The following is a 25,586-nucleotide window of genomic DNA, read 5'->3' as shown; positions in this document are numbered from 1 at the left end:
ATCGTTGGTATCGTCAGTGATCGTGAGGCTCACCGCTGGTGCCGTGGCGTCAACGCTGCCGCCGTCGGTAGCACTACCGGAATTCCCCGCAGGATCGGTCACCGTGGCGGTAACGGTATAAGAACCCTCGGCCAAAGGAGTAACCACATCCACGGTGAAGGTACCGCTGGGTGTGACGATAGCGGTCAGGGTTTGTTGATTACCGTTTGCATCGGTGACCAGCAGGGTGACGATGCTGCCAACAGGAGCATCTGTGGTTCCGGTCAGGGTCGGAGTGGTGTCATTGGTATTGTCTGGCGCGACGACGGAAATGGTAGGGGGCGTAAGGTCAAATACTTCATCTTCGCCAGCAGCACCAAGCGGCGGCTCACCATTGGCGTTGTAGGTGGTATCGAAGGTGGCCTCTGCGATGGTTTCGGAACCGGTACGGTCGATGGTGACAAAACCGCCGTTGCCACTGGCACCGGCGACACCACCAATACCGCCACCACCGGCAGCAGGCGCACCGCCTGCGGCAGATGCTTCAAAGGCCTGGGTCGGATCAGCGCCACCCAAGATCGCCTGTTGCAGGGCATTGATATCATCAGGAGTGCCGGCTGCACCATTTTGCGCCAGCTGGGGGACATCCCCCTCTTCGGCAGGCTCACTCTGTTCGCTGGCCGGTTGCACAGTGAACGACTGTCCGCCCCCCATGAAACTGGCGCCATCCGGCGACATGATCACAGCCCCTTTCGGCAGCACATCCCCTTCAGCCAACAGCTTCCGGCTGCCATCTGCGGCAACCAGATAAATTTGTCCTTTAAGTTGGGTTACGGTTACGCCCTGTTCCAAGGTAACGGCATTGGTAATCATGTTCTCTCCTGAATCCTGATTTGAATGCAACAAGCCACATCTTACTGTGCATACACATGGCAAAAATAACCAGCTCGAAAATTCGAAAGGATAGGGAGATTTGAGGCTGAACTGTTCAGCCAGACAGAAGTGTGTAAAACGAGGTTGTGAGAATAGCAAAAACCAAAATTATCAATAGATTACAGAGTAATGACAGGAGCATGACAAGGCATGCTCCCGTCAGGATGAACCCTATGCTCCCGCCCAGAGGATGATAGCCAGCAGCTGTGGCGAGATGATCCGCAGGAACATCACCAGCGGGTAGACAGTGGCGTATGAGAGCGCACTGGCGCCACTGGTCGGGTGCATGGCGTTGGCAAAGGCCAGCGCGGGAGGATCTGTCATGGAGCCGGCCAGCAAGCCGCACAGGGTCAGATAGTTCATCTTGCCATAGAGGCGCGCCAGCACACCGACCACCAGCAGCGGGATCAGGGTGATCGCCATGCCGTAGAGCATCCAGGCTGGGCCATCACCATTGATCAGGGTATCGACGAAACCGGCACCGGACTTGAAGCCGACCACAGCCAGAAACAGCACGATGCCGATCTCCCGCAGCGCCAGGTTGGCACTGGGGGGCATGAACCAGTAGAGCTTGCCGATGCTGCCAATCCGCGACAGGATCAGCGCCACCACCAACGGCCCGCCCGCCAGACCCAGCTTGAGGGCGGCCGGGAAACCGGGCAGATAGAAGGGGATGGAGCCGAGCAATACGCCAAGGCCAATCCCGATAAATACCGGCAACATCTGCACCTGCTGCAGCTTTTGCTGCACGTTGCCGACCACATTGGTCACGGCCTCGATGGCGTCGAGACGGCCAACCAGGTTGAGGATGTCACCAAACTGCAGGCTGGTCTGGCTGGTCGGCACCAGTTCGATACCGGCACGGTTGAGACGGGAGATCACCACGTCATAGCGTTGTTTGATGTCCAGATCGCGGATCTTCTTGCCAAGAACCTGCTCGTTGGTCACCACAACCCGCTCGACTCGCAGATCGGTGCCGCGGGTCGAGAGCGAGGTCTCCACCTCCTCCCCCAATACCAGCAACACCTTGTGCAGCGCGTGGCGCTCACCCACCAGGTGCAGCAAGTCACCCAGTTCGATACGGGATTCCGGCCGTGGCACCATCAGCTCATCGCCCCGTTTGAGCCGTGAACAGATGACATCAGACTCGTCGAGACTCGGGATCTCGCTCAGCATCAGGCCGTGCATGTTGGGGTTGCGCACCGCGATGTTGATGGTCTGCAAGCTCTCCTTGGTTTTACCGGTTTGTAGCTCGAACTGGGCGGCTTCATCGTCGATCTTGATGCGAAAGAAGACCCTAACCAGCCACATGGTGAGCAAAATGCCACAGATACCAAACGGATAGGCAACCGCATAGCCCATTCCCATCAGGCCGGTCGAACCGGGCGCGGCGCCCAGCTCGGCCAGGATCTGCTGGCCCGCACCGAGGGATGGCGTATTGGTGACGGCACCGGAGAAGACCCCCAGAATGACCGGCAACGGCACATCGAAAAATTGATGCAAGCCTGCGGCCACCACGCAGCCAAGGATGACCAGCAAAGCGGCAAAGGCGTTGAGTTTGAGACCCGAACTGCGCAATGACGAGAAGAAACCCGGCCCAACCTGGATGCCGATGGTATAGACAAACAGGATCAGGCCAAATTCTTGAATAAAGTGAAGCGTTTGTGCATCCAGCGCGAGATCGGAGGCGCCTGCAAAGTGACCCACTATGATGCCGCCGAACAGCACCCCCCCTATTCCCAAGCCAACGCCATAGACTCGCCAGTTTCCCAGCCAGAGTCCTAGCACTGCCACCAGCGACAACATGCTGATGGAAAGCGCGATTTCACTCATTTCGTGCATCCTTTGCGAATTGAACTGGCCCTAGCTTGTCAGCAAACGCTGATGCCAACTGTGTGATACCGCACGAATTTATCCTTTTACGCGCTAAAAATACCAATTAAGGGCTAGTTGCAAGACGTTAGGCGACGTAGCCGTAAATGGCCATAAAGTGACAAACGCTGCCACCCAGCACAAAGAGATGCCAGATGGCGTGGTTATAGGGGATCTGCTTGGCCACATAAAAAATGACCCCGAGACTGTAGATAAGGCCACCAAGCCCGAGCAGCAGCAGCCCCTCACCGGCCAGATGGATATAGAGCTGATAGATGACCACCAGCGACAGCCAGCCCAGCATCAGGTAGGTAAAGAGCGACAACTTCTTGAAGCGGTTGATAAACACCAGCTTGAACACCACACCAGCCAGCGCCAGGGCCCAGATCACCACCATCAAGCCCTTCGCCAGCGGCGTGTCGAGCGCCACCAGCAGAAAGGGGGTATAGGTGCCGGCAATCAGCAGATAGATGGCGCAGTGATCAAACACCTTGCACCAGCGTCTGGCCCGCCCTGACCCCATGCTGTGGTAGAGGGTCGAGGCGAGATAGAGCAGCACCAGACTGCCGCCATAAAGGCTGTAGCTCACCAGCGCCTGCGCACCCTGTCCCCATCCCTTGATGAGCAACAGCACCAGCCCGACAATCCCCAGCAACAATCCCGCACCGTGACTCAGCCGGTTTGCCAGCTCCTCCCGGGGGGAGTAATCCATCACACCACTCATAACATCGACTCCACAATAACTGTGGCTCACTCTACCCAGCGCCATTTCGGAGTACAAGTGTTCGCTTAAAAAATGGAGTGGCTGTCACCTGCCAACCTTTGGTGTATGCTCTGCCGCCGATGCCCGAAAAAAGCGGCATAGACACCTACCCCGGTGACCTGGTCTGGAGAACCTGATGAAGTTGACTGAGCTGTTTGCACAAGCGGATCCCGCCTTTGGCGAGGCGATGAACACCTTGCTGGAGAGCTTCCACCACTCCGACGACAGTCAGGCCCCCTATCAGCGCGACCTGTTCACCCACCAGCTCGATCAATCCCGCATGCCTGCAGTCGGCCAATCTATCGAGGAGTATCTGGCGCGGCTGGCTACTCTGGTGCCCGGCGCCTCGCACCTCACATCGCCACGCTACATGGGCCATATGACGGCGCCACTGCCGGCCTATACCGCCGAGCTGTCGCGCCTGCTGGTGATGCTGAACCAGAATCCGATGAAGATGGAGTCCTCCCGCCTGCTCAGCTTTCTGGAGCGAGAGGTGCTGGCCAAGCTGCACCGCCTCATCTATGGCAGGGACGATGTCTTCTACGGCGAGCAGATGCATGCCAAGGATGCCGCTCTAGGTGTCATGACCAGCGGCGGCACCATCGCCAACGTCACGGCGCTGTGGCTGGCCCGCAACCGCGCCTGCGGCGACAACCTGTTCGCCCTCTATGAGCAGGGCTATCGCGGCGCCGTCATTCTGGGTTCCCGGCTGATGCACTACTCCTTCGACAAAGGGATGGATCTGCTGGGACTGGGCGCCCGCAGTGTCTGGCGCCTTGAGACTGACGAACAGAACCGGCTCAGTCTGGCTGCGCTGGAGCAGGCGCTGCTCCAGTGCAAGGAACAGAAATTGAAAGTGCTGGCATTGGTCGGCGTGGCAGGCAGTACCGACTTTGGCTCCATCGACCCCCTGCCTGAGCTGGCCGCCATCGCCGAGCGCGAGCAGATCCACTTCCACGTGGATGCCGCCTGGGGTGGCCCGACCCTCTTCTCCCCCCGCTATCAAGGTCTTCTGGCCGGCATTGAGCAAGCCGACACCGTCACCCTCGATGGCCACAAGCAACTGCTGGTGCCGCTTGGTACCGGCATGCTGCTCTGCCGCCAGCCCGACCTGATGATGGCAGTCAAACGAGAGGCGCCCTACGCCATTCGCGCCACCTCGTTCGATCAGGGTCGCTTTACCCTGGAGGGCACCCGCCCGGCCAATGCCCTCTATCTGGATGCCGCTTTCCAACTCTTCGGCCAGCAAAGCTACGCCGAGCTTATCGAAGCCAACTACGACCGCGCCCGGCTGATGGCAGATCTCATCGAAAGTGACCCCGCCTTCGAGCTGATGTCGGCACCGGTGATGAACCTGCTCTCCTACCGCTGCATCCCGCCCCATCTGCAGGGCAAGGTGCTGGACGAAGCGGCCAACGAGCAGATCAACGACTTCAACGTAGCCCTGCAAAAAGCCCAGCGCGCCGAGGGGCACAGCTTTGTCTCCCGCACCCAGCGGGCGGTGGTACACTACGGCGCCCAACCGCTCACCCTGCTGCGCGCCGTGCTGCTCAACCCTCTGATTGAAGAGCGCCATATCCGAGACCTGTTGGCCGACCAGCAGCGACTGGGGATCTCCATTGCACGCCAACTGTTTGGCGACAGCACGGAACCGGCGTAAAAATGAGCGGTCTTATTCATTTGCCGTTGTCCGCCATGCAGGTAGACTGGGCGAAATTTGCAGGCCATTTTTGAGGACTAGGCGCCAACAATGAAGCAATTTATTGAATTTATTCCACTTATCGTTTTCTTCGCGGTCTACAAGTTCTACGACATCTACATGGCTACCGGCGCCCTGGTGGTGGTCACCGGTCTGCAGCTCGCCTATAGCTGGATCCGCTATCGCAAAGTCGAGAAGATGCAGCTCTTTACCTTCCTGCTGGTCGGCTTCTTCGGCGGCCTCACGGTTTTCTTCCACGATGACACCTTCATCAAGTGGAAAGTGACTGTCATCAACGTGCTGTTCGCACTAGGTCTGCTCATCAGCCGCTACGGCTTTGGCAAGAACCTGATCAAACAGATGCTGGCCAAGGAGCTGCAAGCGCCCGATGCAGTCTGGGACACAGTCAATCTCGGCTGGGTCGGCTTCTTTACCGTCTGCGGCCTGCTCAACCTCTACGTGGCGTTTAACCTGCCGCAGGAGATGTGGGTCAACTTCAAGGTGTTCGGCCTGCTGGGGATGACGCTGGTCTTTACCCTGCTGAGCGGCGTCTATCTCTATCGCCACATCCCTGTCGAGCAGTTGTCCCAGCAAAAAGACGAACCCAAAGAATAACCCTCATCAGAAAAGGATCCTCTCATGTGGTATCTCATCTACTCCGAAGATGTCCCCGATAGCCTGCCACTGCGCAAGCAAGTTCGCCCTGCCCATCTGGCTCGCCTGCAAGCCCTGCAGGATGAAGGGCGCCTGCTGACCGCCGGTCCTAATCCTGCCATCGATGCCGAGGATCCGGCCGATGCAGGCTTTACCGGCAGCACCGTCATCGCCGAGTTTGCCTCGCAAGCGGACGCCCAAGCCTGGGCCGATGCCGACCCTTATGTGACCGCCGGTGTTTACGCCAAGGTCACCATCAAGCCGTTCAAAAAGGTCTTCTGACCCGAAGCGAATAGCGAAATAAAAAAGGCCGGACTGGAAGTTCATTCCAGTCCGGCCTTTTTGCATCCCGATATCTCGTTTATGCCTTGGCGACAAACCAGGGATTGAGGATATCGAGCTTGTTGTAGGCAAGGGGTGTGCCATCGAGCTGGGTGACGCTGCCACCCGCCCCCTCCAGCACAGCCTGCGCCGCACCGGTGTCCCACTCGCAGGTGGGAGCGAGGCGCGGATAGAGCTCGGCGCCCCCCTCGGCAATAATGCAGAACTTGAGGGAGCTGCCCATGGAGACCAGCTCGAGCTCGCCAAAAGGAGCCAAGAAATCGAGGGTCTCCTGCGACAGGTGGTTGCGACTGCCCACCACTCGCCACGCCTCGCCTTCACGATGAGGCCGGGTCTGGATGGACTCGCACTTGCCATCGGCGATGCGCCAGGCGCCTACTCCTTTGCCGCCATACCAGAGCTTGTCCAGCACCGGCGCATAAACCAGCCCCCAGCGCGGCATACCCTCTTCAATCAGTGCGATATTGACGGTGAACTCGCCGTTGCGGGAGACAAACTCCTTGGTGCCATCGAGGGGATCCACCAGCCAGTAGCGGGACCAGCTGTGGCGCGCCGCCATCACCTCGGACCCCGACTCCTCGGACAATACAGGGATGTCGGGAGTCAGCCGTGCCAACCCCTGAACGATCACCTCATGAGCCCCCTTGTCGGCCGCGGTCAGCGGACTCTCGTCGCTCTTGTACTCCACCGCAAAGGGCTGGCTGTAGATGGCCATGATGGCCGCTCCCGCCGCGCGGGCGACAGGTTCAAGTTCGGTGATATCGGGGTGGTACAGGGGATGGTCCATAACAATCTCGTCCAGCTCGCAGGGTCAACCAGTGTAACCCTTTTGACATCAATTGCTTATAGCCGATTGTGCTGGGTTATTACGGCGCGGGAGTCGCCATCGCTTGAACAGGGCCAAAAACAACAAGGGACGCCGTGGCGTCCCTTGTTGTTTTTGGCGGCCGGTCTCAGGCCGCGGGCCTATTTTGCAACTCAGATCCCCTGACGGGCTTCCTGCATCAGCAGGCGCATGTCGCTCACGGCTTTGGCCAGACCATCGAAGGCGGCGCGGCCGATGATGGAGTGGCCGATGTTGAGCTCATAGAGCTCGGGGATGGCGGCGATGGCCTTGACGTTGTGGTAGTGCAGGCCGTGGCCGGCATTGACCTTGAGCCCCTTGCCAGCAGCATAGGAGGCACCGGCGGCGATGCGCTTGAACTCGGCGTTGCGCTCGGCATCGGTGGTGGCATCGGCGTAACGGCCGGTGTGGATCTCGATAAAAGGGGCGCCACTCTCGGCGGCCGCATCGATCTGGATGGGATCGGCATCGATAAAGAGCGAAACCTGAGCCCCCACCGCGGAGAGACGGGCAACGGCGTCAGTCACCTTGTCCAACTGGCCGGCCACGTCCAGACCGCCTTCGGTGGTCACTTCGGTGCGCTTCTCCGGCACCAGACAGACGAAGTGGGGCTTGATGCGGCAGGCGATGCCGATCATCTCTTCGGTCACTGCCATCTCCAGGTTCATTCTGGTCTGGATAGTCTGGCGCAGGATCTCCACATCGCGGTCGGTGATGTGGCGACGATCTTCACGCAGATGCACGGTAATGCCATCGGCACCGGCCTGCTCGGCCACGAACGCGGCCTGTACCGGATCCGGATACTGGGTGCCACGGGCGTTGCGCAGAGTCGCGATATGGTCGATGTTCACACCCAGATAGATTTCACTCATTGAGAACTCCTTGAAAGGCTTCATCTGTTGACTGCGCGGTCAGCGAATCCCCCCGCGCCAATATCCGTATGTCTGTAATCTGTGTCAGCCTTGCATGCTGGCTTTGCGTTTTAAAAACAGCTCCCGGCTCTTTAGCTGGCGCTTGCCCAGATAGGGTTGCAACGCCAATCGGCTGAAACGTTTGGCCGCCTGCAGCAAGGGAGGGGTATCGAAACGTCCCTCGGCAAAGGCGAGCAAGTGGGCACCGAGAAACAGGGTACGGGGATCCGGCGCCCGCTCGCAAGCAACAAAGCCCAATTCCCGCTCGAAGCCATAGAGCAGGGTTGGCTCGATGGGCGACTCATCGTCCGCCGTGTATTCGAAATCGACCGCATAACCCAGCGCCTGCAGCAGCAGAAACTCGAAGCGGCGCAGCGGCAGCTCAGGCGTCTCGCCGTCGGCCAGCGCCATGATGGCACGAGCATAGGCATCGAATACTTCGGGGAACGGGGTGTGCGCTTCCAGCAGGTAGTAAACCAGCTCGTTGAGATAGAGGCCGTAGAAGAGGCGATCGCCGCCGAGACGCAGGGAGTGATCCGGGCATTCGACCTGGGTGAGGTTCTTGAGATCAGCCTTGCCGCGCCAGGCGATGGTGAGCAGGGTAAAGGGTTGCAGCAGCCCCTTGAGAGGGGAGCGTGGCCCGCGAGAACCGCGAGCCACCAGAGTAAATCGGCCACTATCCTGGGTGAAGACCTCGACCAGCTGGCTGGTCTCCCGATAGGGCCGACTATGGATGACGAAAGCCGGGGTCAGCAATCAGTCGTCGCCATACCCGAGGCTGCGCAGGGCGCGCTCATCATCGGCCCAGCCCGACTTGACCTTGACCCACAGCTCCAGGTGCACCTTGTTCTGGAACAGACGTTCCATATCGAGGCGCGCCTCGGTGCCGATGGTTTTGATCTTCTCGCCCTTGTTGCCGATGACCATCTTCTTCTGGCCATCGCGCTCGACCAGGATGAGGCCGTGGATGTGGTAGAGACCGTTCTCTTCCACCTTGAAGCGTTCGATCTCCACCGTCACCGAGTAGGGCAGCTCCTCACCGGTGAAGCGCATCAGCTTCTCGCGGATGATTTCGGAGGCCATAAAGCGGGAGGAGCGGTCGGTAACGTAATCTTCCGGGAAGAAATGGACGTTTTCCGGCAGCAGATCCTTGGCCCACTCGCGGATCTTCTCCACGTTGGTGCCCTTTTCGGCACTGATGGGCAGAATATGGGCGAAGTTCATCTGTTGGCCCAGCCACTCGAGGTGGGGCAGCAGATCTTCTTTCTCTTTGACGTTGTCGATCTTGTTGACCGCCAGCACCACAGGGCACTTGAGATTGCGCAGCTTGCCCAGCACCATCTCGTCGTCTTTGGTCCAGTGGGTACCGTCGACCATGAACACCACCATGGCCACATCACCCAGCGAACTGGTAGCGGCACGGTTCATCAGGCGGTTGATGGCCCGTTTCTCTTCAATGTGCAGACCCGGGGTATCCACATAGATGGTCTGGTAGTTCTCCTCGGTATCGATCCCCAAAATCCGGTGACGGGTGGTCTGGGGCTTCTTCGAGGTGATGCTGACCTTCTGGCCAAGTAGCTTGTTGAGCAGGGTGGACTTGCCCACATTCGGGCGGCCCACGATGGCAACAAAGCCGCAGTAGGTGGTATCTGTCATGACAGTTTTTCCAATGCTTGCTGCGCAGCGGCCTGTTCGGCCTTGCGACGGCTGGTGCCGACCCCGACGAGGGGACCATCCAGACCTTCCACGTCACACTGGACGGTGAACTCCTGGTTGTGGGCCTCGCCCTTGACGTTGGTCACAGTGTAGGTCGGCAGGGATTTGCGGCTTCCCTGCAAAATTTCTTGCAGACGGGTCTTGGGATCTTTCTGCTCGATGCCCGGCTTGATCTCTTCCAGGCGGCTGGCATACCAGCTCAGCAGCAGTGTCCGCACCGTCTCAAGATTGGTATCCAGATAGACGGCACCGATCACCGCCTCGACCGTGTCGGCCAGAATGGATTCGCGGCGAAAACCGCCGCTCTTGAGTTCGCCGGGGCCGAGGATCAGGTGATCACCAAGGTCAAACTCCCGGCCCAGTTCGGCCAGGGTCTTCTCGCGCACCAAGGTGGCGCGCATCCGGCTGAGATCCCCTTCCGCCGCTTGCGGGAAGCGGTGGAACAGATCGTCGGCAATCACCAGACTCAAAATCGAGTCACCCAGAAATTCCAGTCTTTCATTGTGACGGGAACCGGCGCTGCGGTGAGTCAGCGCCCGGGTCAGTAGTTCCAGATCCGCAAAGACATGCCCGAGACGGGACTGCAGTCTGTTCATCTTGATATTCATTTACTTGATTCCGCCAATGCGGTTGAAGCGCACACCTGTCGGTATCCAACTTGGCAGCAGGGAGCCTTCTTCGCGCTCGAATTCAAAACTTATCCAGATAGCGACCGCCTTGCCGACCAGATTCTGCTCGGGCACAAAGCCCCAGAAGCGGCTGTCGGTGCTGTTGTCGCGGTTGTCGCCCATCACGAAATACTGGCCTTCCGGTACCACCCACTCGTCGGGGTAGGTGCCGGGCTGGCGATAGTAACGGCCAACCATGTCGGGCATCAGCGGATTACGCAGGGTCTCGTGGGAGACATCACCCAACTGCTCGGTATAGCGGTCAAGGGGGATCCCCATCTGGGTAAATTCGCCTCTTTGTTCAAACTTGACGTCGAGCTTCTTGAAGCCCGGGCACGTTTTCCCTTCCTGCTCTTCGCACTTGGGCCGGATCATCAGCTCCTTGTTGCGATAGATAACCCGATCACCCGGCATGCCGACCACCCGCTTGATGTAGTCAACGCGCGGTTCAAGGGGATACTTGAATACCACCACGTCGCCACGCTTGGGCTCGCCAGTCTCGAGGAACTTGGTGTTGGTCACCGGGTCCCGCAGACCATAGGCAAATTTTTCCACCAGGATGAAGTCGCCCACCAGCAGGGTGGGCATCATGGAACCTGACGGGATCTGGAACGGTTCAAAAATGAACGAACGCAGGATCAGCACAAAGGTGATGACCGGGAAGACCCCGGCGGTCTGCTCAATCCAGACCGGCACGGGGGCCACCTTGGCCAGGGTCTTCTCATCCAGGTGGGCACCGCCATGGGCACGAGCCACGGCAATCTTGGCGGCGCGCTGCTTGGACCAAATCATCTTGTCCAGACACCAGATAACACCGGTGATCGCGCAGACCACCACCAGGATCAGGGAAAACGTGCTTGCCATCTATTAATCCTTTCCGACGTGGAGAATCGCGAGGAAGGCTTCCTGCGGCACGTCGACACGGCCGAGGGACTTCATCCGCTTCTTACCTTCTTTCTGCTTGTTCAGCAGTTTTTTCTTACGACTCACGTCACCACCGTAACACTTGGCGGTTACGTCTTTACGCAAAGCCTTGACGGTGCTGCGAGCGATGATCTGGTTGCCGATGGCTGCCTGAATGGCGATATCGAACATCTGGCGCGGGATCAGCTCACGCATCTTCTCCACCACCTGACGACCGCGATACTGGGCGTTGTCCTTGTGGGTGATGATAGCCAGGGCATCGACGCGCTCACCGTTGATCATGATATCCAGACGGACCATGTCGGAGGTTTCGAAACGCTTGAAGCCGTAATCCAGCGAGGCGTAACCGCGACTGGTGGATTTCAGACGATCGAAGAAGTCGAGCACCACTTCCGCCATCGGGATTTCATAGGTCAGTGCCACCTGCTTGCCGTGGTAGACCATGTTGGTCTGCACGCCACGCTTCTCGATACAGAGGGTGATCACGTTGCCCATGTACTCCTGCGGCAGCAGGATGTGACACTCGGCGATCGGCTCGCGCATCTCCTTGATGCTGGTGATGGCAGGCATCTGGGCCGGGCTGTCGATATGGATGGTGGAGCCGTCGGTCAGCTCGATCTCATACACTACGGTCGGCGCCGTGGTGATCAGATCCAGATCGTATTCACGCTCCAGACGCTCCTGAATGATCTCCATGTGCAGCATGCCGAGGAAGCCGCAACGGAAGCCGAAGCCCAGCGCAGTGGAGCTCTCCGGTTCGAAGAACAGGGAGGCATCGTTCAGGGAGAGCTTGTCGAGGGCGTCACGGAACGACTCGTAGTCATCGCTGGAGATAGGGAACAGACCCGCATAAACCTGCGGCTTCACCTTCTTGAAGCCAGCCAGCGCCTTGTCGGCACCGTTCTTGGCCTGAGTCAGGGTATCGCCCACCGGCGCGCCGTGGATGTCCTTGATACCGCAGACAACCCAACCTACCTCGCCGCAACCCAGACCCTGGGTATCCACCTGCTTGGGTGTGAAGATACCGATACGATCGACACCCCACACCTGACCGGTGCTCATCACCTTGATCTTGTCGTTCTTCTTCAGGGAACCGTTCTTGATCCGCACCAAAGAGACAACGCCCAGATAGGAGTCGAACCAGGAGTCGATGATCAGCGCCTGCAGCGGGGCATCCGGGTCACCTTCCGGCGCCGGGATCTTGGCGACGATCTCTTCCAGCACCAGATCAACACCCAGACCAGTCTTGGCGGAGCAGCGCACCGCATCGACCGCGTCGATACCGACGATGTCTTCGATCTCCTCGGCAACCCGCTCGGGTTCTGCGGCCGGCAGGTCAATCTTGTTCAGCACCGGCACCACTTCCAGATCCATTTCCATGGCGGTATAGCAGTTGGCCAGAGTCTGTGCCTCAACCCCCTGGCCGGCATCCACCACCAGCAGCGCCCCTTCACAGGCCGCCAAAGAGCGGGAGACCTCGTAGGAGAAATCCACGTGGCCCGGGGTGTCGATAAAGTTCAGCTGGTAGGTGTTACCGTCTTGTGCCTGGTAGTTCAGGGTCACACTCTGTGCTTTGATGGTAATGCCGCGCTCGCGCTCCAGATCCATGGAGTCAAGCACCTGAGCCTGCATCTCGCGGTCGGACAAGCCACCGCAAGTCTGGATCAGACGGTCCGACAGGGTCGATTTACCGTGGTCGATGTGCGCAATAATCGAAAAGTTACGAATGTGTTTCATCGAGCAAGAGTCACTCAAAATTAGTTAAGGTCAGTTATGGAGGCGCGATTTTACTGGATAACCCGGCTGACGGCCATTCTTTAGTCGCCAGCGCCAGTGAAATAGCGCCTGTTCAGTCAGGGGAGGATGCGGACAGGGACGACAACGCCGAGCATCTGCGGGCCGTAGCGCCCCTGATCCAGGCGGTTGGAAAAGTAACGAACCAGTAAAAAGCCCAGCACGCCCCCCAGCAGGCAACAGAGAATGGTAATCCCCTCCCCGCCCGAGAGCAGCGGTGCCAGCCAGAGCTGCCCCAGCAAGGCGCCGGCCAACAGGCAGAAAAGCGGCAGCACATAGACCAGCGCGGCCCCGCGTAGCAGGCTCTCTTGCGGGATGCCGAGCCGAATCTGCTGGCCAACGCTCACCTCGGCAGTCAGCCTGACCCGCAAGCGGGGAGCTTTCAGGGGAAATGCCTTGGCCACGGTGCCGGTACCGCAACCGGATTGCTGCTGGCAGCCGCTGCAGGCAGAGCGCCGTTCGCACTCCACCCAGGCATGATCACCCTCAATGGCTACTACGGTCGCCAGCTCTTCACTCATCTCGTTCACGGCAACACCTCGTGCTCATGCAATGGCTGGATCTGAACACGACTTACAGCCAACGGCAAGCAGCGCACCAGTGTGAGCCCAGAGCATGGACTCACTGCACGGCCTCGTTGCGAGCCAGCGGCTGCACCGACTCCGCAATCCGTTTCGCTGTCTCGGCAGGCACTTCCCCAACCACGGTGATCTCAACCCCCACCTCGTTGACGAAGCTCACCAGCGAGGTGGCGCCCTGGCGGATCAGCTGCTGGCGCACAGCCTGCTTGGGATCCACCCGGGAGACATAGACCGAGAGATCCACCAGCCCGTCGGAGAGCATCATGTAATCCACCGGCATACTGGTGGTCACCAGCTGGTGCCGGTCTTGCGACAGCACCTTGAAGCCATCGGGCAACCAAGTGATCTGCCAGTTCAACTGCTGTTGCGGCGCCGGATAGGCATCCTCCAGCGCCAGCGCCGGAGGCTGCTTGCTGTTGGCCAGCTTCACCAGCCAGGGGGCCGGTTTGCTCTGCAGATCCAGCTCGACACCAAGTACCTGCTCCACCAGATTGCCTTCCCGCTCGACCATGTCGATCCGCAGCAGCAAGTGGCTCTGCTCGTCAATCCAGAGCACGAAACCATATTTATCGGCCTCTTTAGGCACCAGCCTCACCACCTGTGCCACCACACCGGCGACCCGGCTGCGACCGGCCAGCACTGGATCATAGCTCTCCAGCACCTCCGCCAGCGGCATCTTCACCAGGGTCGACCAGATGCCGGGGAAGCGGGCATCCTTTAGGGTGTAGGGATCGTGGCTGTTTTCAAAGAAGGTGTATTCATTCTGGCGCTGGAGATACTCGATCGCCTTGCCGTCAAGGTAACTGAGGTGGGCAACTTCCTTGCCGTTGATGACGGCATGGCTGATCCGGATCGGTTCAAGACGCCCCTGACGGGCCTTGACCATGGACAACTCGAAATTCTGTTGCTGCACGGCACTCTGCATCTGCTGCAACAAGGCCTCGGCCGACTTATCGTCGGCCGAGGCCTTGGCACTGATCAGCAGGAGAGAGGCCAGCAAAATACGGCTGGACTGGCGCACGTTTGTATCCCTGACAATTCGTTATTGTTGGATCTGTCTGTCTTGCAACAGGCGCTGCTGCAACTGGTGGTCACGCAGGAAGGCGTTAATCCGCTCCCGCTGCTCCTGCATCTGCTGTTCGGTCAGCCCCTGCTGACGGGCACGGGCGCCATCCTGTTGCGGATAGTGAACACTCACAGGTGCAGCACTGCCACCGATTGGAATGGTATTGAGCACCGGATTGGCCGGAACGCCATCCTGTCCCTGATACTGCTGCACCCCGAAGATAACGGCAGCGGCCACAGATGCCGCAATGGCATATTGACCCAGTTGCTGACCGACACGGCGGAACAACGGAACCACATTGGCATCTGTCTTGACCGGCGCAACGGCAGGTTGCAGCACGGGAGCCGTCTCGACCGGCTTGCGTGCCAGTATGGTGGGCTCATCCTCCAGCGCAGCCATGATGCTGTCACTGAGATCCAATTGCAGATTGACCGGCAGGTCACCCCGCATGGCATCGCCGATCAGGTGGTAACGACCCCAGGTATCTTGCAAGTCGGAGTCCATCTCCAGCTCGTTCAGTACCTCTGCGTCACTCAGGTCACCATCCATCAGGGCAGAGATTTGCTCTTTATTTGCCATAAGTTAACCCGTCTTTCCCCAGTTAATTCTCGATCAGAGGTTGCAGCTTTTTATCGATTGCTTCCCTCGCCCGGAAGATACGGGATCTGACCGTACCCACTGGGCAATCCATGATTTCGGCAATCTCTTCGTAGCTCAGCCCTTCCAGTTCGCGAAGGGTGATAGCTGTCCTCAGGTCTTCCGGCAACGCCTCTATGGCTGAAAACACGGTGCGTTTGATCTCGTCAGTCAGCGCCAGGTTTTCGGGGGTTGAGACCTCTTGCAAGGCTTCACCACCACCATAAGACTCCGCTTCGTCAGCCTCCACATCACTGCTAGGCGGCCTGCGCCCCTGGGAGGTGAGATAATTCTTCGCCGTGTTCACGGCAATTCGGTACAACCAGGTGTAAAAAGCACTTTCGCCACGGAATGTCGGCAATGCACGGTAGGCTTTTATAAAGGCCTCTTGCGCCACATCGGGCACATCACCGGGATTGTTGACATACCTGGCAACCAGGTTGACCACCTTATGCTGGTATTTTTTTACCAACAGGTTGAAAGCTGCTTTATCGCCGCGCTGGACCCGTTCAACCAGCTGTTCGTCCAGTAGATTCTGGTCGCTCATCAGAGCCGTAAAACCCCCATCAGGTTATCGTTTTTCTTTTCCGGCCCTTCCTAAGCGCACAAGTTCAGACAGGGAGAATCAGAGAAAGTTCGCTTCAATTGAAAAAAATGTGATGCAGGCTGCATCCTCGCCCTCGCTTGGGCTACCATGGTGCCAGTTCTTAATCCAGGCCAATGATACTTATGAAAGCAAGTGTTGAATACCTTTGCGATGTACTGATCATTGGCAGCGGTGCCGCTGGTTTGTCCCTCGCGTTGCGATTGGCAGACCACGCCAAAGTCCTGGTTCTGAGCAAGGGGCCCATCAGTGAAGGGGCCACTTTCTATGCGCAAGGAGGCATCGCTGCCGTTTTCGACGAAACCGACAGCATCGAATCCCACGTGAGCGACACGCTCAACGCGGGCGCCGGGTTGTGTGACCCGGCAGTGGTGGAGTTCACCGCACGCCACGCCCGCGAGTCCATCCAGTGGCTCATTCAGCAAGGGGTCCCCTTCGATCAGGAGGAGAACGCCGACGGCGAGTCCCAATACCACCTCACCCGCGAAGGAGGCCACAGCCATCGCCGCATCTTCCACGCAGCGGATGCCACCGGCAAGGCGGTGCAACTGACCCTGATCGATCAGGTGCGCGCTCACCCCAATATCCAGCTGATGGAGCGCTTCAACGCAGTCGACCTCATCACCACCCGCAAGCTCAACCTGCCGGGCAACAAGGTGCTGGGGGCCTACGTCTGGAACCGCAACGCCGAGCAGGTCGAGGTGATCCGTGCCCGTTTCGTGGCGCTGGCCACCGGTGGTGCCTCCAAGGTCTACCAGTACACCTCCAACCCGGATGTGAGCTCTGGCGATGGCATCGCCATGGCATGGCGGGCCGGCTGCCGGGTGGCGAACTTGGAGTTCAACCAGTTCCACCCCACCAGCCTGTTTCACCCGGACGACCCCAACTTCCTGCTGACCGAAGCGCTGCGTGGCGAGGGGGCCTATCTGCGCCGCCCGGACGGCAGCCGCTTTATGCCGGAATTTGACGAGCGGGCCGAGCTGGCACCGCGCGATATTGTCGCCCGCGCCATCGACCACGAGATGAAGCGGCTCGGGGCGGATTGCATGTATCTGGATATCAGCCACAAACCGGCCGATTTCATCATCAAGCACTTCCCGACCATTTATGAGCGCTGCCTCGCGGTCGGCATCGACATCACCAAGGAGCCGATGCCCATCGTGCCGGCCGCCCACTACACCTGTGGCGGCGTGATGATCGACAACAACGGCCAGACCGATATTCCCGGCCTCTACGCCATAGGTGAAGTGACCTACACCGGTCTGCACGGCGCCAACCGCATGGCCTCCAACTCCCTGCTGGAATGCGTGGTCTATGCCCATCAGGCGGGGGCCGACATTCTGGCCAAGCTGCCGATGAGCGTGGAGCCGCCGCACCTGCCGGTGTGGGACGAGAGCAAGGTGGAAGATTCCGACGAACTGGTGGTGATCCAGCACAACTGGCACGAGCTGCGGTTGATGATGTGGGACTACGTGGGGATAGTGCGTACCAACAAACGCCTCGCCCGCGCCAAGCGCCGCATCGACCTGCTCAAGCAGGAGGTGCAGGAGTACTACGCCAACTTCCGCGTCTCCAACAACCTGCTGGAGCTGCGCAACCTGCTGCAGGTAGCCGAGCTTATCGTCAACTGCGCCCTGCAGCGCAAGGAGTCTCGCGGCTTGCACTACAACCTGGATTATCCGGATATGCTGCCGGACTCCAAACCGACCGTGCTGACCCCGGAGCGGGATTAATCCCCCTTCCTGCCAAGCGTTGCAGCAATCAGTGACCCCGCCCCGGCGGGGTCACTTGTTTTCAACCGCTTTTCAGCCACAAAAGAGTGTCGCCAGCCACATGGCAACAGCTTATCGCGATAAATCAGCGCATGGTCATCACGGAAAGCAGGCGTCAGCGCCGGGACGGCAGAAAGTGGATGGCTCGCGCCAGCAGGCGGTAATGTTCGGGGGGAAGGGCATCGGAGAAGAGCCACAGTTGCCGTGGCGACACGGCTCCACTCTCTTGCGGATCGGGACAAAGCACCAGCCTGAGCACGCCGGGCAGAATGCGGCTTTTCTTGTCAAGCTGATAGCGACGACCTTGCCACTGCAACCACTGACCATCCCAAACGAGCTCGAACGGGGGCTCGGCGAGCGCACGCCAGCTCAACCAGAGCGCCGCCAGCCAGACGGGCAGCAACAGCGCCCACTGCCAACCGGCAATCAGGCCAGCCACCGGCCAGAGCAGCAACAGAAAGAGGGCCACCAGCAAACATTGCTGATGGCGGGAGGGGTGAACCGTCATGATCACCCGCTCCACGGTATTACCCCTGGCGGTCGTGGCGCGCCTGATTGCGCTCCAGGATCATCGGGATCATGGCGGCAAATGCGGGATCGGCAGGGACACCATGACCCATGCACCATTTGAACAGATCCGGATCGTCGCTCGCCAGCAGGCGGATAAAGGTCTGCTGATCGGCTTCGCTCAGGGAGTCGAACTCGTGTTCGAAAAAGGGCATAAAGATCACATCCAGCTCGAGCATACCGCGACGGCAGGCCCACTTCAGGCGGGATTTTTCAACTGGGCTCAACATGGCACTCTCCTTACAAAGACCGGGGGATGGTACCAGCTGGATTTTCCGGCTGACAAACATTAGTTACGTCTTTACCATGCAGCTCACATACTTTCTCTCTGGAATACCATCGTGAGCCTGCAACCACCTGTTTTTCCTGCCGAGCCGACCCGCTTCCCCCTGACCAAGCTGGCCATCACCCGTATCAGCGGCCAGGATCGCGCCAAATATCTGCAAGGTCAGGTCACCTGTGATGTCAACGCCCTACAACCGGGGCAACAGACCCCGGGTGGCCACTGTGATCCCAAGGGCAAGCTGTGGAGCAATTTCCGCCTGCTCTGCCTCGACGACAGCCTGCTGCTGCTGACCAGCCCCTCGGTGCTGGAACGTCAGTTGCCGGAGCTGAAGAAATTTGCCGTCTTCTCCAAGGTCGAGATCACCGCCGATGAGCGTCACGCTACCGGGATCGCCGGTACGGGCAGCGATGGCTGGATCGCCGCGCAGTTTGGCCTTGAGCAGAGCGGTCTGATCGATGGCGGCATGGCGGTGAAGATTGAGCAGGATCGCTGGCTGCTGGTGAGCAATCAACAAGCCGACGCCCTGCCGCAAGGTGACGAGTCACTCTGGTGGGGGCTCGAGATCAAGGCGGGTCTGCCGCACATGGAAGCGGTGCATCAGGGGGAGTTCATCCCGCAGATGCTCAACCTGCAGGCACTGGACGGCATCAGCTTCAACAAGGGCTGCTACATGGGGCAGGAGACCGTGGCCCGCGCCAAGTATCGCGGCGCCAACAACCGTGCCCTGTTCCTGCTGGCGGGCACTGCCGGCGAGCCGGTTGCCAGCGGCGATACCCTGGAACTGCAACTGGGTGACAACTGGCGCCGCAGCGGCATGGTGCTCAACGCCTGGCAACAGGCTGGGCAGGTGTGGCTCACCGCCGTACTGCCGAAAGATACCGAGGCTGACGCCCAATTCCGCCTCAAGCAGGACGAAGGCTCCCGCCTCACCCTGCAGCCCCTGCCTTACGCCCTGACCGAGTAAGGTCGGCTAGCGAGGCACCCGCGCCAGCAGTGCCTCCTTCAGCCAGCGCCCCGCCTGCCCCAGCGGGCGGGCGCGATGCCACTGCAACTCCAGCGCCAGCGCGTGGCTGGCGATAAAGTCCGGCTCCAGCACCACCACTTCGCCGCGAGCCAACGGCTGATGCAGCAGAAATTCCGGGATGGCGGACCAGCCAAGGCCCCGCTTGACCAGCTCCAGCACCCCGAGATCCCCCTCGACCCACCACACCTGAGCCGAGATGCGAAAACGCTGGCGCTCGCTCCCTTCCCGTCGGCCGGTGACCATCAGCTGGCGTGCCCCCTGCAGATCGACCTCCCGCAGCGGCTGCTTGCGGGCCAGCGGATGATCCGGTGACACCACCAGCGGCATGGTCACCTCCCCCAGCGAATGGGCGACAATCTCCCGCTGGGGATGCACCTTCTGATAACTGATGCCGAGCTGGGCCCGACCGGTCACCAGCATCTCGGTCACATCCTCCATCAGCGGGAAGAGCAGCTCCAGCTCCACGGTCGGGTAGCGAGTGGCGAACTCCTCCAGCAGGGTGCCGAGCCAGGGGAGGTGGGAATCATCATCGATGGCCAGAGTGAGCCGCGTCTCCACCCCGGCCGCCAGCTCCCCGGCAATGGATTGCAACCGTTCACTCTGCGCCAGCAGGATCCCCGCCTCCAGCACCATGCGGGCCCCCGCCTCCGTCAGTTGCGGATAGCGGCCGCTGCGGTCAAACAGGGTGAGCGCCAGATCGATCTCCAGATTGGCGATGGCGCTGCTCACCACCGACTGCGCCTTGCCCAGCTTGCGGGCGGCAGCGGAAAACGAGCCGGTTTCGGCGGCCGCCAGCAAGATCCTCAGTTGTTCCAGTGATAGCGTCATCTTATGGCCCTCCGGCAAGCTCTCTAATCCATCTATTTTAGCGATGGATACCAACATGAATCTATCGCTAAAGTTCTATAGATTAACCAGCAATCCGTGAATAAATCTGATTGAGAGAGTGACTTATGCGTACCCGTAACGATCGCCTGCGCCATGCCATTGGCTTTGAATTCATTGGCCTGCTGATTGCCGCCCCGCTGGCCAGCTGGGTTACCGGGGTCGGGCTCAACCATATGGGCCCGCTGGCACTGTTCTTCTCGGTGCTGGCCACCGTCTGGAACTACATCTACAACATCGGGGTCGACAAGCTGCTGCTCAAATATCAGGGCCATACCCACAAAACCCTGTGGCAACGGGTGCTGCATACCTTCGGCTTTGAGGGCGGTCTGCTGATCGTCGCGCTGCCGGTCATGTCCTGGTGGCTGAGCGTCAGCATGCTGGAGGCGCTGGTGCTGGATCTGGGCTTCGTCGTCTTCTACCTGATCTATGCCTTCGTCTACAACTGGGGCTATGACAAGGTGTTCCCCATCCCCCGCGAAGTGCCGCAGGGCATGCCACAAGAGGCGCGCTAAGGCACGAATCAGTTGGATTGAAACCGAGAAGTGAAGGTCAACAAGGAAAGACTACAGAAGAAACGACACGGCCCCATCATGGCAGACATGATGGGGCCGCAAGAGGGATCAGTGCTGGCAGGCCGGCTGATTCAGAGGTAAGGATTCAGGCCTGCCCGTCGCTCAAGCCTGGGCCTTGAGCTCTTCGCCGCTCTCGTCAGTTGCAACAGCCTCTTCAGGCTGGGCCTGGGCTGCCTGCAGCGCTTCCAGCTCGCTCTGATAATCGCTCAGGATCTGCTGGGCAACCGCCATATCTCCCTTGTGTTTGCGCTCGAACAGATGGTGCTGCACCACGCCGTTGAGATACTCCACCGTGATGGGCTGCTCCAGGGTGGCCATCAGCTCCTCTTTCTCCAGCTCGGCATTGATTTCATCGGCGGTCGTGCGCAGCAGCCCGGCCAATTGAACCAACATGCGGCGCTCACCTTCGCGCAGCAGGCTCAACATGCGGTTTCTCTGCTGCTCATTCTGTTGGGTCATACATTTCCTTACGTCAATTGGGAACAAGCCCGCTCATTCTGCCCTGTCCCCATGACAGCGTCTATCTCATGCCCCCCACAAATTTTTGGCGCTGGCTCACAAATGGCTACAGATGCTATTTGAAGCGCCTCTGGGGTATAGTAGCCGCTGATTTTCGGGCGCTTTTTTCACCTTCATCCGCAGACAGGGATGAGACGGCAAGGGCGCCTGCCCGGTTTACCCCAACGAGGTGAAGATCCGCTTTATGACCGACGCCATTGTGGTGCTCTGCACCTGCCCAGATCAAACCAGTGCCGACCTTCTCTGCGAACAGCTGCTGAACCAGCGGCTGGCCGCCTGCATCAATCAACTGCCGGGCATTACCTCCGTCTATCGTTGGCAAGGCAAGGTGGAGCGCGCCACCGAGATCCAGCTCATCATCAAATCCCGCCAGTCGCGCTTTGCCGAGCTGCAGGCATGCATTCAGGCCAATCACCCCTATGAAGTGCCCGAGCTGCTGGCCCTGCCGGTGAGTGCCGGACTACCCGCCTATCTCGACTGGCTCAATGGGGAGACCTCATGACGTTCACCCGCTTGCTCTCTCCCCTGCTGCTGCTCTGTGCCCTGTTGACGACAGCGGTGGGCAGCGCCCCTGCCCACGCCAGCGGCGCCGATCTGCTCAGCTCGCTAGGCATTGAGGCCAACGCCAAACCCAAATTTTTACAGGTCGATGAGGCCTTTCAGATCGAGAGCGAACAGCGTGGCGATCAGCTGCTGCTGACCCTTCATATCGCCGACGACTACTACCTCTATCGCCACAGCCTGCGCTTCAAGGGGAACAACCTCACCTTCAGCGAGCCGACCCTGCCGGAAGGCACCGAGCACGAGGATGACTTCTTCGGCAAGACCCGGGTCTACTACCAGCAGGTGAGCATCGCGGTGCCGCTAAAGGAGGTGGGGGAAAATGCCACCCTGCGGGTGCGCTATCAGGGCTGTACCGACGGCCTCTGCTATCCACCGACCGACAAGCTGATCGATGTGGCTCCGCTGGTCACGGCAACCACAGCGTCCACTGTTGAAACGGCACAAAGCGTCGCACCGGTTAGCCAGCAGGATCAGCTGGCCGCAGCCCTCGGCAATCAGGGGTTCTGGCTCAGCATCGTCGCCTTCTTCGCACTGGGGCTGGGGCTCGCCTTCACCCCCTGCGTCTTCCCCATGTACCCAATCCTGACCGGCATCATCGCCGGTGCCGGCGATCGCCTCTCCACCGGTCGCGCCTTCCTGCTCTCTCTGGTCTATGTGCAGGGGATGGCGGTCACCTACACCTTGCTGGGGCTGGTAGTCGCCTCGGCAGGTCTTAAATTCCAGGCGGCGCTGCAACACCCCTATGTGCTGATCGGCCTCTCGGTGATGTTCTTGCTGCTGGCCCTCTCCATGTTCGGGCTCTACACCCTGCAACTGCCGAGCAGTTTGCAAACTCGGCTCTCCAGTCTCTCCAACCGCCAGCAGGGCGGCTCGGTAGTCGGGGTCGCTATCATGGGAATGATCTCCGGGCTGGTCTGCTCACCCTGCACCACGGCGCCGCTCTCGGGGGCACTGATCTACGTGGCCCAGAGCGGCGATCTCTGGCTCGGCGGGGCGGCGCTCTATGCGCTGTCACTGGGGATGGGTCTGCCGCTGCTGCTGCTCGGCACCTCGGGTGGCAAGCTGCTGCCCAAGGCGGGCGCCTGGATGGATGTGATCAAGCAGCTGTTTGGCTTCGCCCTGCTGGCAGTGCCGATCCTGCTGCTGTCACGGCTCTGGAGCGATCAGATTGCCACTCTAGCCTGGCTCGGCTGGGGGCTGCTGCTGTGCGGTTATCTCTATCACCACAACCAGCACCAGCCCCACTCGGTGGCCAAAAGCGTGCGCGGCTTCGTGCTGTTGCTGGCGATGATCAGCGCCGTGGTAGTGGGCAAGGATCTGCTGCAACCGGCCCCCCCTGCTGCCATCACGGCGGATACCAGTCAAACGGCACCGCAGTTTATCCGCATCAAGACGCTGGATGATCTCAAGGTGCAGCTGGCAGCCGCCCGCGGCAAGCCGGTGCTGCTCGACCTCTACGCCGACTGGTGCGTCGCCTGCAAGGAGTTCGAACACAAGACCTTCAGCGACCCGGCTGTGCGGGAGCGCTTCGGCCAGATGGTGCTGCTGCAGGCGGATGTTACCGCCAACGACGATGCCGATGTCGAGCTGCTCAACAGCCTCAATGTGCTGGGCCTGCCGACCCTGATCTTCTTCGACCGCGAGGGCAAGGAGCTGACAGGGCAGCGGGTCACCGGTTTTATGGGGCCTATCCCCTTTGCCAAACATCTCGAGATGGTAAGTGATGCACACTGAGTTGCGTCGGCTGCAGACAAGCGATGCACCTACCTTGCAGCGGCTGTTCGAGCAGGCCCCCTCCTATCAGGCGGCGGTGAGCAATGACCCTCTCTCAGCACAGACAGGGGAAGAGGAACTTGTCGCCTGCCCATCCGGCCTGCCTCTCTCCGACAAACATCTCATCGGCCGCTGGGAGCAGGGAGAACTCACCGCTGTCATTGATCTGCTGCGCGGCTACCCCAATCCAGACACCGCCTATCTGGGTCTGTTACTGGTGGGGGAACCCTGGCAAGGGAGTGGCCGTGGTCAGTCGCTCTATCTTCACGCCTGCAAGCTGGCAAGCTCATGGGGGGCTACCCGGCTTCGCCTGTCAGTGATTGCCAGCAATGAGAGTGCTCTATCCTTCTGGCTGCGCAGAGGGTTCACCGAGTGCTATCGCCGCGAGCTGGCTGGTTATCGGGCAGAGGCCATCGTGCTGGAACGTTCACTGGAACCGTGAGCCGAGGTTTGCCGCCGCGCATTCGCGTGGCACAATCGCCCCTCTCGTTTTGCACTTGTCCGGAGTTTTGATGAAAAAGTGGTTCATCCCCCTGCTAGCCCTCTGGCTTTATGGCTGCAGTGCAGGGCCCGGTGAAGAGGATATCCGGAGCCAAGTTACCGCCAGGTTGCTGGCCGAGACAGACGCCAACCTGTTCGAAATCAGCAACTTCACCATCCTCGGCAAGGAGGAGCGGATGGAGGGGGTCTATCTGGTCAAGGTGAGTTACCAGCTCCACTTCAAGCAGGGACTCGATCAGTTGCAGGTGTTGCACGACGAGGACCTGGTCTACGACCGGGTTGGCCCCTTCCAGCAGGAGATGGGGCTGATGGAGCTCGAGCGCAAATATGGCGAGTTCGAGGCGGGCCAGGTGCTGCCACAAGAGGCCGAGGTGTGGATGATGAAGGACGAACAGGGGTGGCGACTGGCGGAACCGGCCCAATAAAGGGCTGCCCGCCCCTTACGCACTGCAACGACTGGCCTGCCGTTGCCAACTACCTCAAACCTGGGTATCGACCCGATACCCTTTTCGCTCGGCGGGTTCGCTCGGCAGCTTGCTGGCCAACCCTGACAGCACCTCCTTGAGGGTGACCCCGCTCTCTGCCGCACCACTGCTCTCCAGCAGCTTGGTCAGCTGGCTCTGCAAGGGGTTGACCGCTTCACGCTCGGCTCCTTGCTCGCTCTCTTTTTCCTGTCCGCCCTGCTGATCCAGCGTCTCCAGCAGGCGCTCCAGATCCCGCTTGAGCGGGTTCTCGCTGCTGTCGGCGATGGAGAGTTTGCGCTGTTCCTGCTCTTGCCGCTGTTGTTGTTGCAATGCCAACTGTTGCTCCTGCTGCTGTTGCAGGGAGCCCATCATGGTGTTGATGAACGCTTCCAGCGAGTCCCTGATTGAAACAGTGCCACCGCCACTGCTCTCCCCTTGCGGTGACAGCCCCAGCTCATCCAGCACTGCGCCAAGATCGCGTACCATCCGGCTGTCGCTGCCCGTTGATGGTGAAGTTGCAGCCCGCTCCTGTGCCTGCACAGCAGGAGAACCCTGCCGTTGCGACAGCGGGGTGAGCCCGCCTGACGCGACTACATTTATCTCCATCTTGGCCCTCCTCTCCCCGTCCTCAGCTCTTTCTCGGCAACTATTCCGGCAAGCAGACACACCC

29 protein-coding genes are annotated in these 25,586 nt (G+C 59.8%); 10 read left to right on the top strand and 19 right to left on the bottom strand.

Annotated elements, in window-relative coordinates; all coding sequences use genetic code 11:
• The 3 genes from VF684_RS18305 to trhA all read right to left on the bottom strand — a co-directional run.
• On the bottom strand, positions 1–852 hold an 852-nt coding region (locus tag VF684_RS18305; protein ID WP_376899749.1), incomplete at its 3' end, for a retention module-containing protein.
• Between the two features lie 231 nt (positions 853–1,083).
• Complete coding sequence (locus VF684_RS18300) at positions 1,084–2,745, bottom strand: putative transporter (RefSeq protein ID WP_005335335.1); 1,662 nt, start codon at positions 2,743–2,745, stop codon at positions 1,084–1,086.
• A 127-nt stretch (positions 2,746–2,872) separates the two neighbouring features.
• A complete protein-coding gene (trhA, locus tag VF684_RS18295; protein WP_139441650.1) occupies positions 2,873–3,508 on the bottom strand; it encodes a PAQR family membrane homeostasis protein TrhA in 636 nt (211 codons plus the stop codon).
• Between the two features lie 175 nt (positions 3,509–3,683).
• Between trhA and VF684_RS18290 the strand changes: the two genes are divergently transcribed.
• From VF684_RS18290 to VF684_RS18280, 3 genes are all read left to right on the top strand, one after another.
• Positions 3,684–5,207 (top strand): pyridoxal-dependent decarboxylase, encoded by a 1,524-nt coding sequence (locus VF684_RS18290; RefSeq protein WP_440174356.1) that lies wholly within the window; start codon positions 3,684–3,686, stop codon positions 5,205–5,207.
• Between the two features lie 90 nt (positions 5,208–5,297).
• Positions 5,298–5,861: a septation protein A gene (locus tag VF684_RS18285; protein ID WP_139441646.1), complete on the top strand. Its 564-nt coding sequence runs from the start codon at positions 5,298–5,300 to the stop codon at positions 5,859–5,861.
• A 24-nt stretch (positions 5,862–5,885) separates the two neighbouring features.
• On the top strand, positions 5,886–6,182 hold the full coding sequence (locus tag VF684_RS18280) for a YciI family protein (RefSeq protein WP_005362668.1): 297 nt from the start codon (positions 5,886–5,888) through the stop codon (positions 6,180–6,182).
• Between the two features lie 79 nt (positions 6,183–6,261).
• On the opposite strand, the gene cysQ is transcribed toward VF684_RS18280, so the two are convergent.
• The 11 genes from cysQ to rpoE all read right to left on the bottom strand — a co-directional run bounded on the left by cysQ (position 6,262) and on the right by rpoE (position 15,929).
• Positions 6,262–7,029, bottom strand: a complete 768-nt coding sequence (gene cysQ, locus VF684_RS18275) for a 3'(2'),5'-bisphosphate nucleotidase CysQ (protein ID WP_139731095.1) — start codon at positions 7,027–7,029, stop codon at positions 6,262–6,264.
• Between the two features lie 191 nt (positions 7,030–7,220).
• The gene (gene pdxJ, locus VF684_RS18270; RefSeq protein WP_139731094.1) at positions 7,221–7,958 is read right to left on the bottom strand and encodes a pyridoxine 5'-phosphate synthase; all 738 of its coding nucleotides are present in this window, start codon (positions 7,956–7,958) and stop codon (positions 7,221–7,223) included.
• An 84-nt stretch (positions 7,959–8,042) separates the two neighbouring features.
• Positions 8,043–8,753, bottom strand: a complete 711-nt coding sequence (recO, locus tag VF684_RS18265) for a DNA repair protein RecO (protein WP_201998833.1) — start codon at positions 8,751–8,753, stop codon at positions 8,043–8,045.
• Positions 8,754–9,653: a GTPase Era gene (era, locus tag VF684_RS18260; RefSeq protein ID WP_042053921.1), complete on the bottom strand. Its 900-nt coding sequence runs from the start codon at positions 9,651–9,653 to the stop codon at positions 8,754–8,756. It abuts the gene before it with no gap.
• A complete protein-coding gene (gene rnc / locus VF684_RS18255) occupies positions 9,650–10,321 on the bottom strand; it encodes a ribonuclease III (RefSeq protein ID WP_005335394.1) in 672 nt (223 codons plus the stop codon). Before rnc ends, era begins: the two co-directional genes overlap by 4 nt.
• Positions 10,322–11,245, bottom strand: a complete 924-nt coding sequence (gene lepB, locus VF684_RS18250) for a signal peptidase I (protein WP_182938141.1) — start codon at positions 11,243–11,245, stop codon at positions 10,322–10,324.
• 3 nt (positions 11,246–11,248) lie between these two features.
• Positions 11,249–13,042, bottom strand: a complete 1,794-nt coding sequence (gene lepA, locus VF684_RS18245) for a translation elongation factor 4 (protein ID WP_005335396.1) — start codon at positions 13,040–13,042, stop codon at positions 11,249–11,251.
• 116 nt (positions 13,043–13,158) lie between these two features.
• Positions 13,159–13,620 (bottom strand): SoxR reducing system RseC family protein, encoded by a 462-nt coding sequence (locus VF684_RS18240; RefSeq protein WP_139731097.1) that lies wholly within the window; start codon positions 13,618–13,620, stop codon positions 13,159–13,161.
• A gap of 100 nt (positions 13,621–13,720) precedes the next feature.
• The gene (locus VF684_RS18235) at positions 13,721–14,701 is read right to left on the bottom strand and encodes a MucB/RseB C-terminal domain-containing protein (protein ID WP_139441642.1); all 981 of its coding nucleotides are present in this window, start codon (positions 14,699–14,701) and stop codon (positions 13,721–13,723) included.
• A 21-nt stretch (positions 14,702–14,722) separates the two neighbouring features.
• The gene (locus VF684_RS18230) at positions 14,723–15,325 is read right to left on the bottom strand and encodes an RseA family anti-sigma factor (RefSeq protein WP_139441640.1); all 603 of its coding nucleotides are present in this window, start codon (positions 15,323–15,325) and stop codon (positions 14,723–14,725) included.
• Between the two features lie 22 nt (positions 15,326–15,347).
• Positions 15,348–15,929 carry an RNA polymerase sigma factor RpoE gene (gene rpoE, locus VF684_RS18225; protein WP_005335411.1) on the bottom strand — a complete coding sequence of 194 codons (582 nt, stop codon included), beginning with the start codon at positions 15,927–15,929 and terminating at the stop codon, positions 15,348–15,350.
• 182 nt (positions 15,930–16,111) lie between these two features.
• On the opposite strand from rpoE, the gene nadB reads away from it, so the two are divergent.
• Positions 16,112–17,719 carry an L-aspartate oxidase gene (gene nadB, locus VF684_RS18220; protein WP_139441639.1) on the top strand — a complete coding sequence of 536 codons (1,608 nt, stop codon included), beginning with the start codon at positions 16,112–16,114 and terminating at the stop codon, positions 17,717–17,719.
• 154 nt (positions 17,720–17,873) lie between these two features.
• Here the strand turns inward: nadB and VF684_RS18215 are convergent, their stop codons facing one another.
• Positions 17,874–18,266 (bottom strand): protein YgfX, encoded by a 393-nt coding sequence (locus tag VF684_RS18215; RefSeq protein ID WP_139441637.1) that lies wholly within the window; start codon positions 18,264–18,266, stop codon positions 17,874–17,876.
• Between the two features lie 19 nt (positions 18,267–18,285).
• The gene (locus VF684_RS18210; RefSeq protein ID WP_005335417.1) at positions 18,286–18,555 is read right to left on the bottom strand and encodes an FAD assembly factor SdhE; all 270 of its coding nucleotides are present in this window, start codon (positions 18,553–18,555) and stop codon (positions 18,286–18,288) included.
• Positions 18,556–18,666: 111 nt separating this feature from the next.
• Here VF684_RS18210 and ygfZ point away from each other — a divergent pair, with 111 nt between their 5' ends.
• Entirely contained in the window at positions 18,667–19,575 is a 909-nt protein-coding gene (ygfZ, locus tag VF684_RS18205) for a tRNA-modifying protein YgfZ (RefSeq protein WP_162516143.1), read from the top strand.
• Positions 19,576–19,581: 6 nt separating this feature from the next.
• On the opposite strand, the gene VF684_RS18200 is transcribed toward ygfZ, so the two are convergent.
• Complete coding sequence (locus VF684_RS18200) at positions 19,582–20,463, bottom strand: LysR family transcriptional regulator (RefSeq protein ID WP_139441635.1); 882 nt, start codon at positions 20,461–20,463, stop codon at positions 19,582–19,584.
• A 125-nt stretch (positions 20,464–20,588) separates the two neighbouring features.
• Between VF684_RS18200 and VF684_RS18195 the strand changes: the two genes are divergently transcribed.
• A complete protein-coding gene (locus VF684_RS18195) occupies positions 20,589–21,035 on the top strand; it encodes a PACE efflux transporter (protein ID WP_139441633.1) in 447 nt (148 codons plus the stop codon).
• A 162-nt stretch (positions 21,036–21,197) separates the two neighbouring features.
• Here VF684_RS18195 and VF684_RS18190 read toward each other — a convergent pair whose 3' ends face one another.
• Positions 21,198–21,554 (bottom strand): hypothetical protein, encoded by a 357-nt coding sequence (locus VF684_RS18190; protein ID WP_069529227.1) that lies wholly within the window; start codon positions 21,552–21,554, stop codon positions 21,198–21,200.
• A gap of 244 nt (positions 21,555–21,798) precedes the next feature.
• On the opposite strand from VF684_RS18190, the gene cutA reads away from it, so the two are divergent.
• The 4 genes from cutA to VF684_RS18170 all read left to right on the top strand — a co-directional run bounded on the left by cutA (position 21,799) and on the right by VF684_RS18170 (position 24,877).
• Positions 21,799–22,116, top strand: a complete 318-nt coding sequence (gene cutA, locus VF684_RS18185; protein WP_058056979.1) for a divalent-cation tolerance protein CutA — start codon at positions 21,799–21,801, stop codon at positions 22,114–22,116.
• The gene (locus tag VF684_RS18180) at positions 22,113–23,912 is read left to right on the top strand and encodes a protein-disulfide reductase DsbD (protein ID WP_139441632.1); all 1,800 of its coding nucleotides are present in this window, start codon (positions 22,113–22,115) and stop codon (positions 23,910–23,912) included. Before cutA ends, VF684_RS18180 begins: the two co-directional genes overlap by 4 nt.
• Positions 23,902–24,393, top strand: a complete 492-nt coding sequence (locus tag VF684_RS18175) for a GNAT family N-acetyltransferase (protein ID WP_139441630.1) — start codon at positions 23,902–23,904, stop codon at positions 24,391–24,393. The genes VF684_RS18180 and VF684_RS18175 overlap by 11 nt, the downstream gene beginning before the upstream one ends.
• 70 nt (positions 24,394–24,463) lie before the next feature.
• Positions 24,464–24,877 carry a hypothetical protein gene (locus tag VF684_RS18170; RefSeq protein ID WP_139441628.1) on the top strand — a complete coding sequence of 138 codons (414 nt, stop codon included), beginning with the start codon at positions 24,464–24,466 and terminating at the stop codon, positions 24,875–24,877.
• 54 nt (positions 24,878–24,931) lie between these two features.
• On the opposite strand, the gene VF684_RS18165 is transcribed toward VF684_RS18170, so the two are convergent.
• Positions 24,932–25,522, bottom strand: a complete 591-nt coding sequence (locus VF684_RS18165; protein ID WP_139441626.1) for a hypothetical protein — start codon at positions 25,520–25,522, stop codon at positions 24,932–24,934.
• Positions 25,523–25,586 lie beyond the last annotated feature (64 nt).

It is taken from the genome of Aeromonas sp. Lyrl_2, assembly GCF_051948815.1.
Classification (GTDB): Bacteria; Pseudomonadota; Gammaproteobacteria; order Enterobacterales; family Aeromonadaceae; genus Aeromonas; species Aeromonas veronii.
Note: the sequence above shows the minus strand (reverse complement) of the source record. Positions and strands in the feature narration are given on the sequence as shown.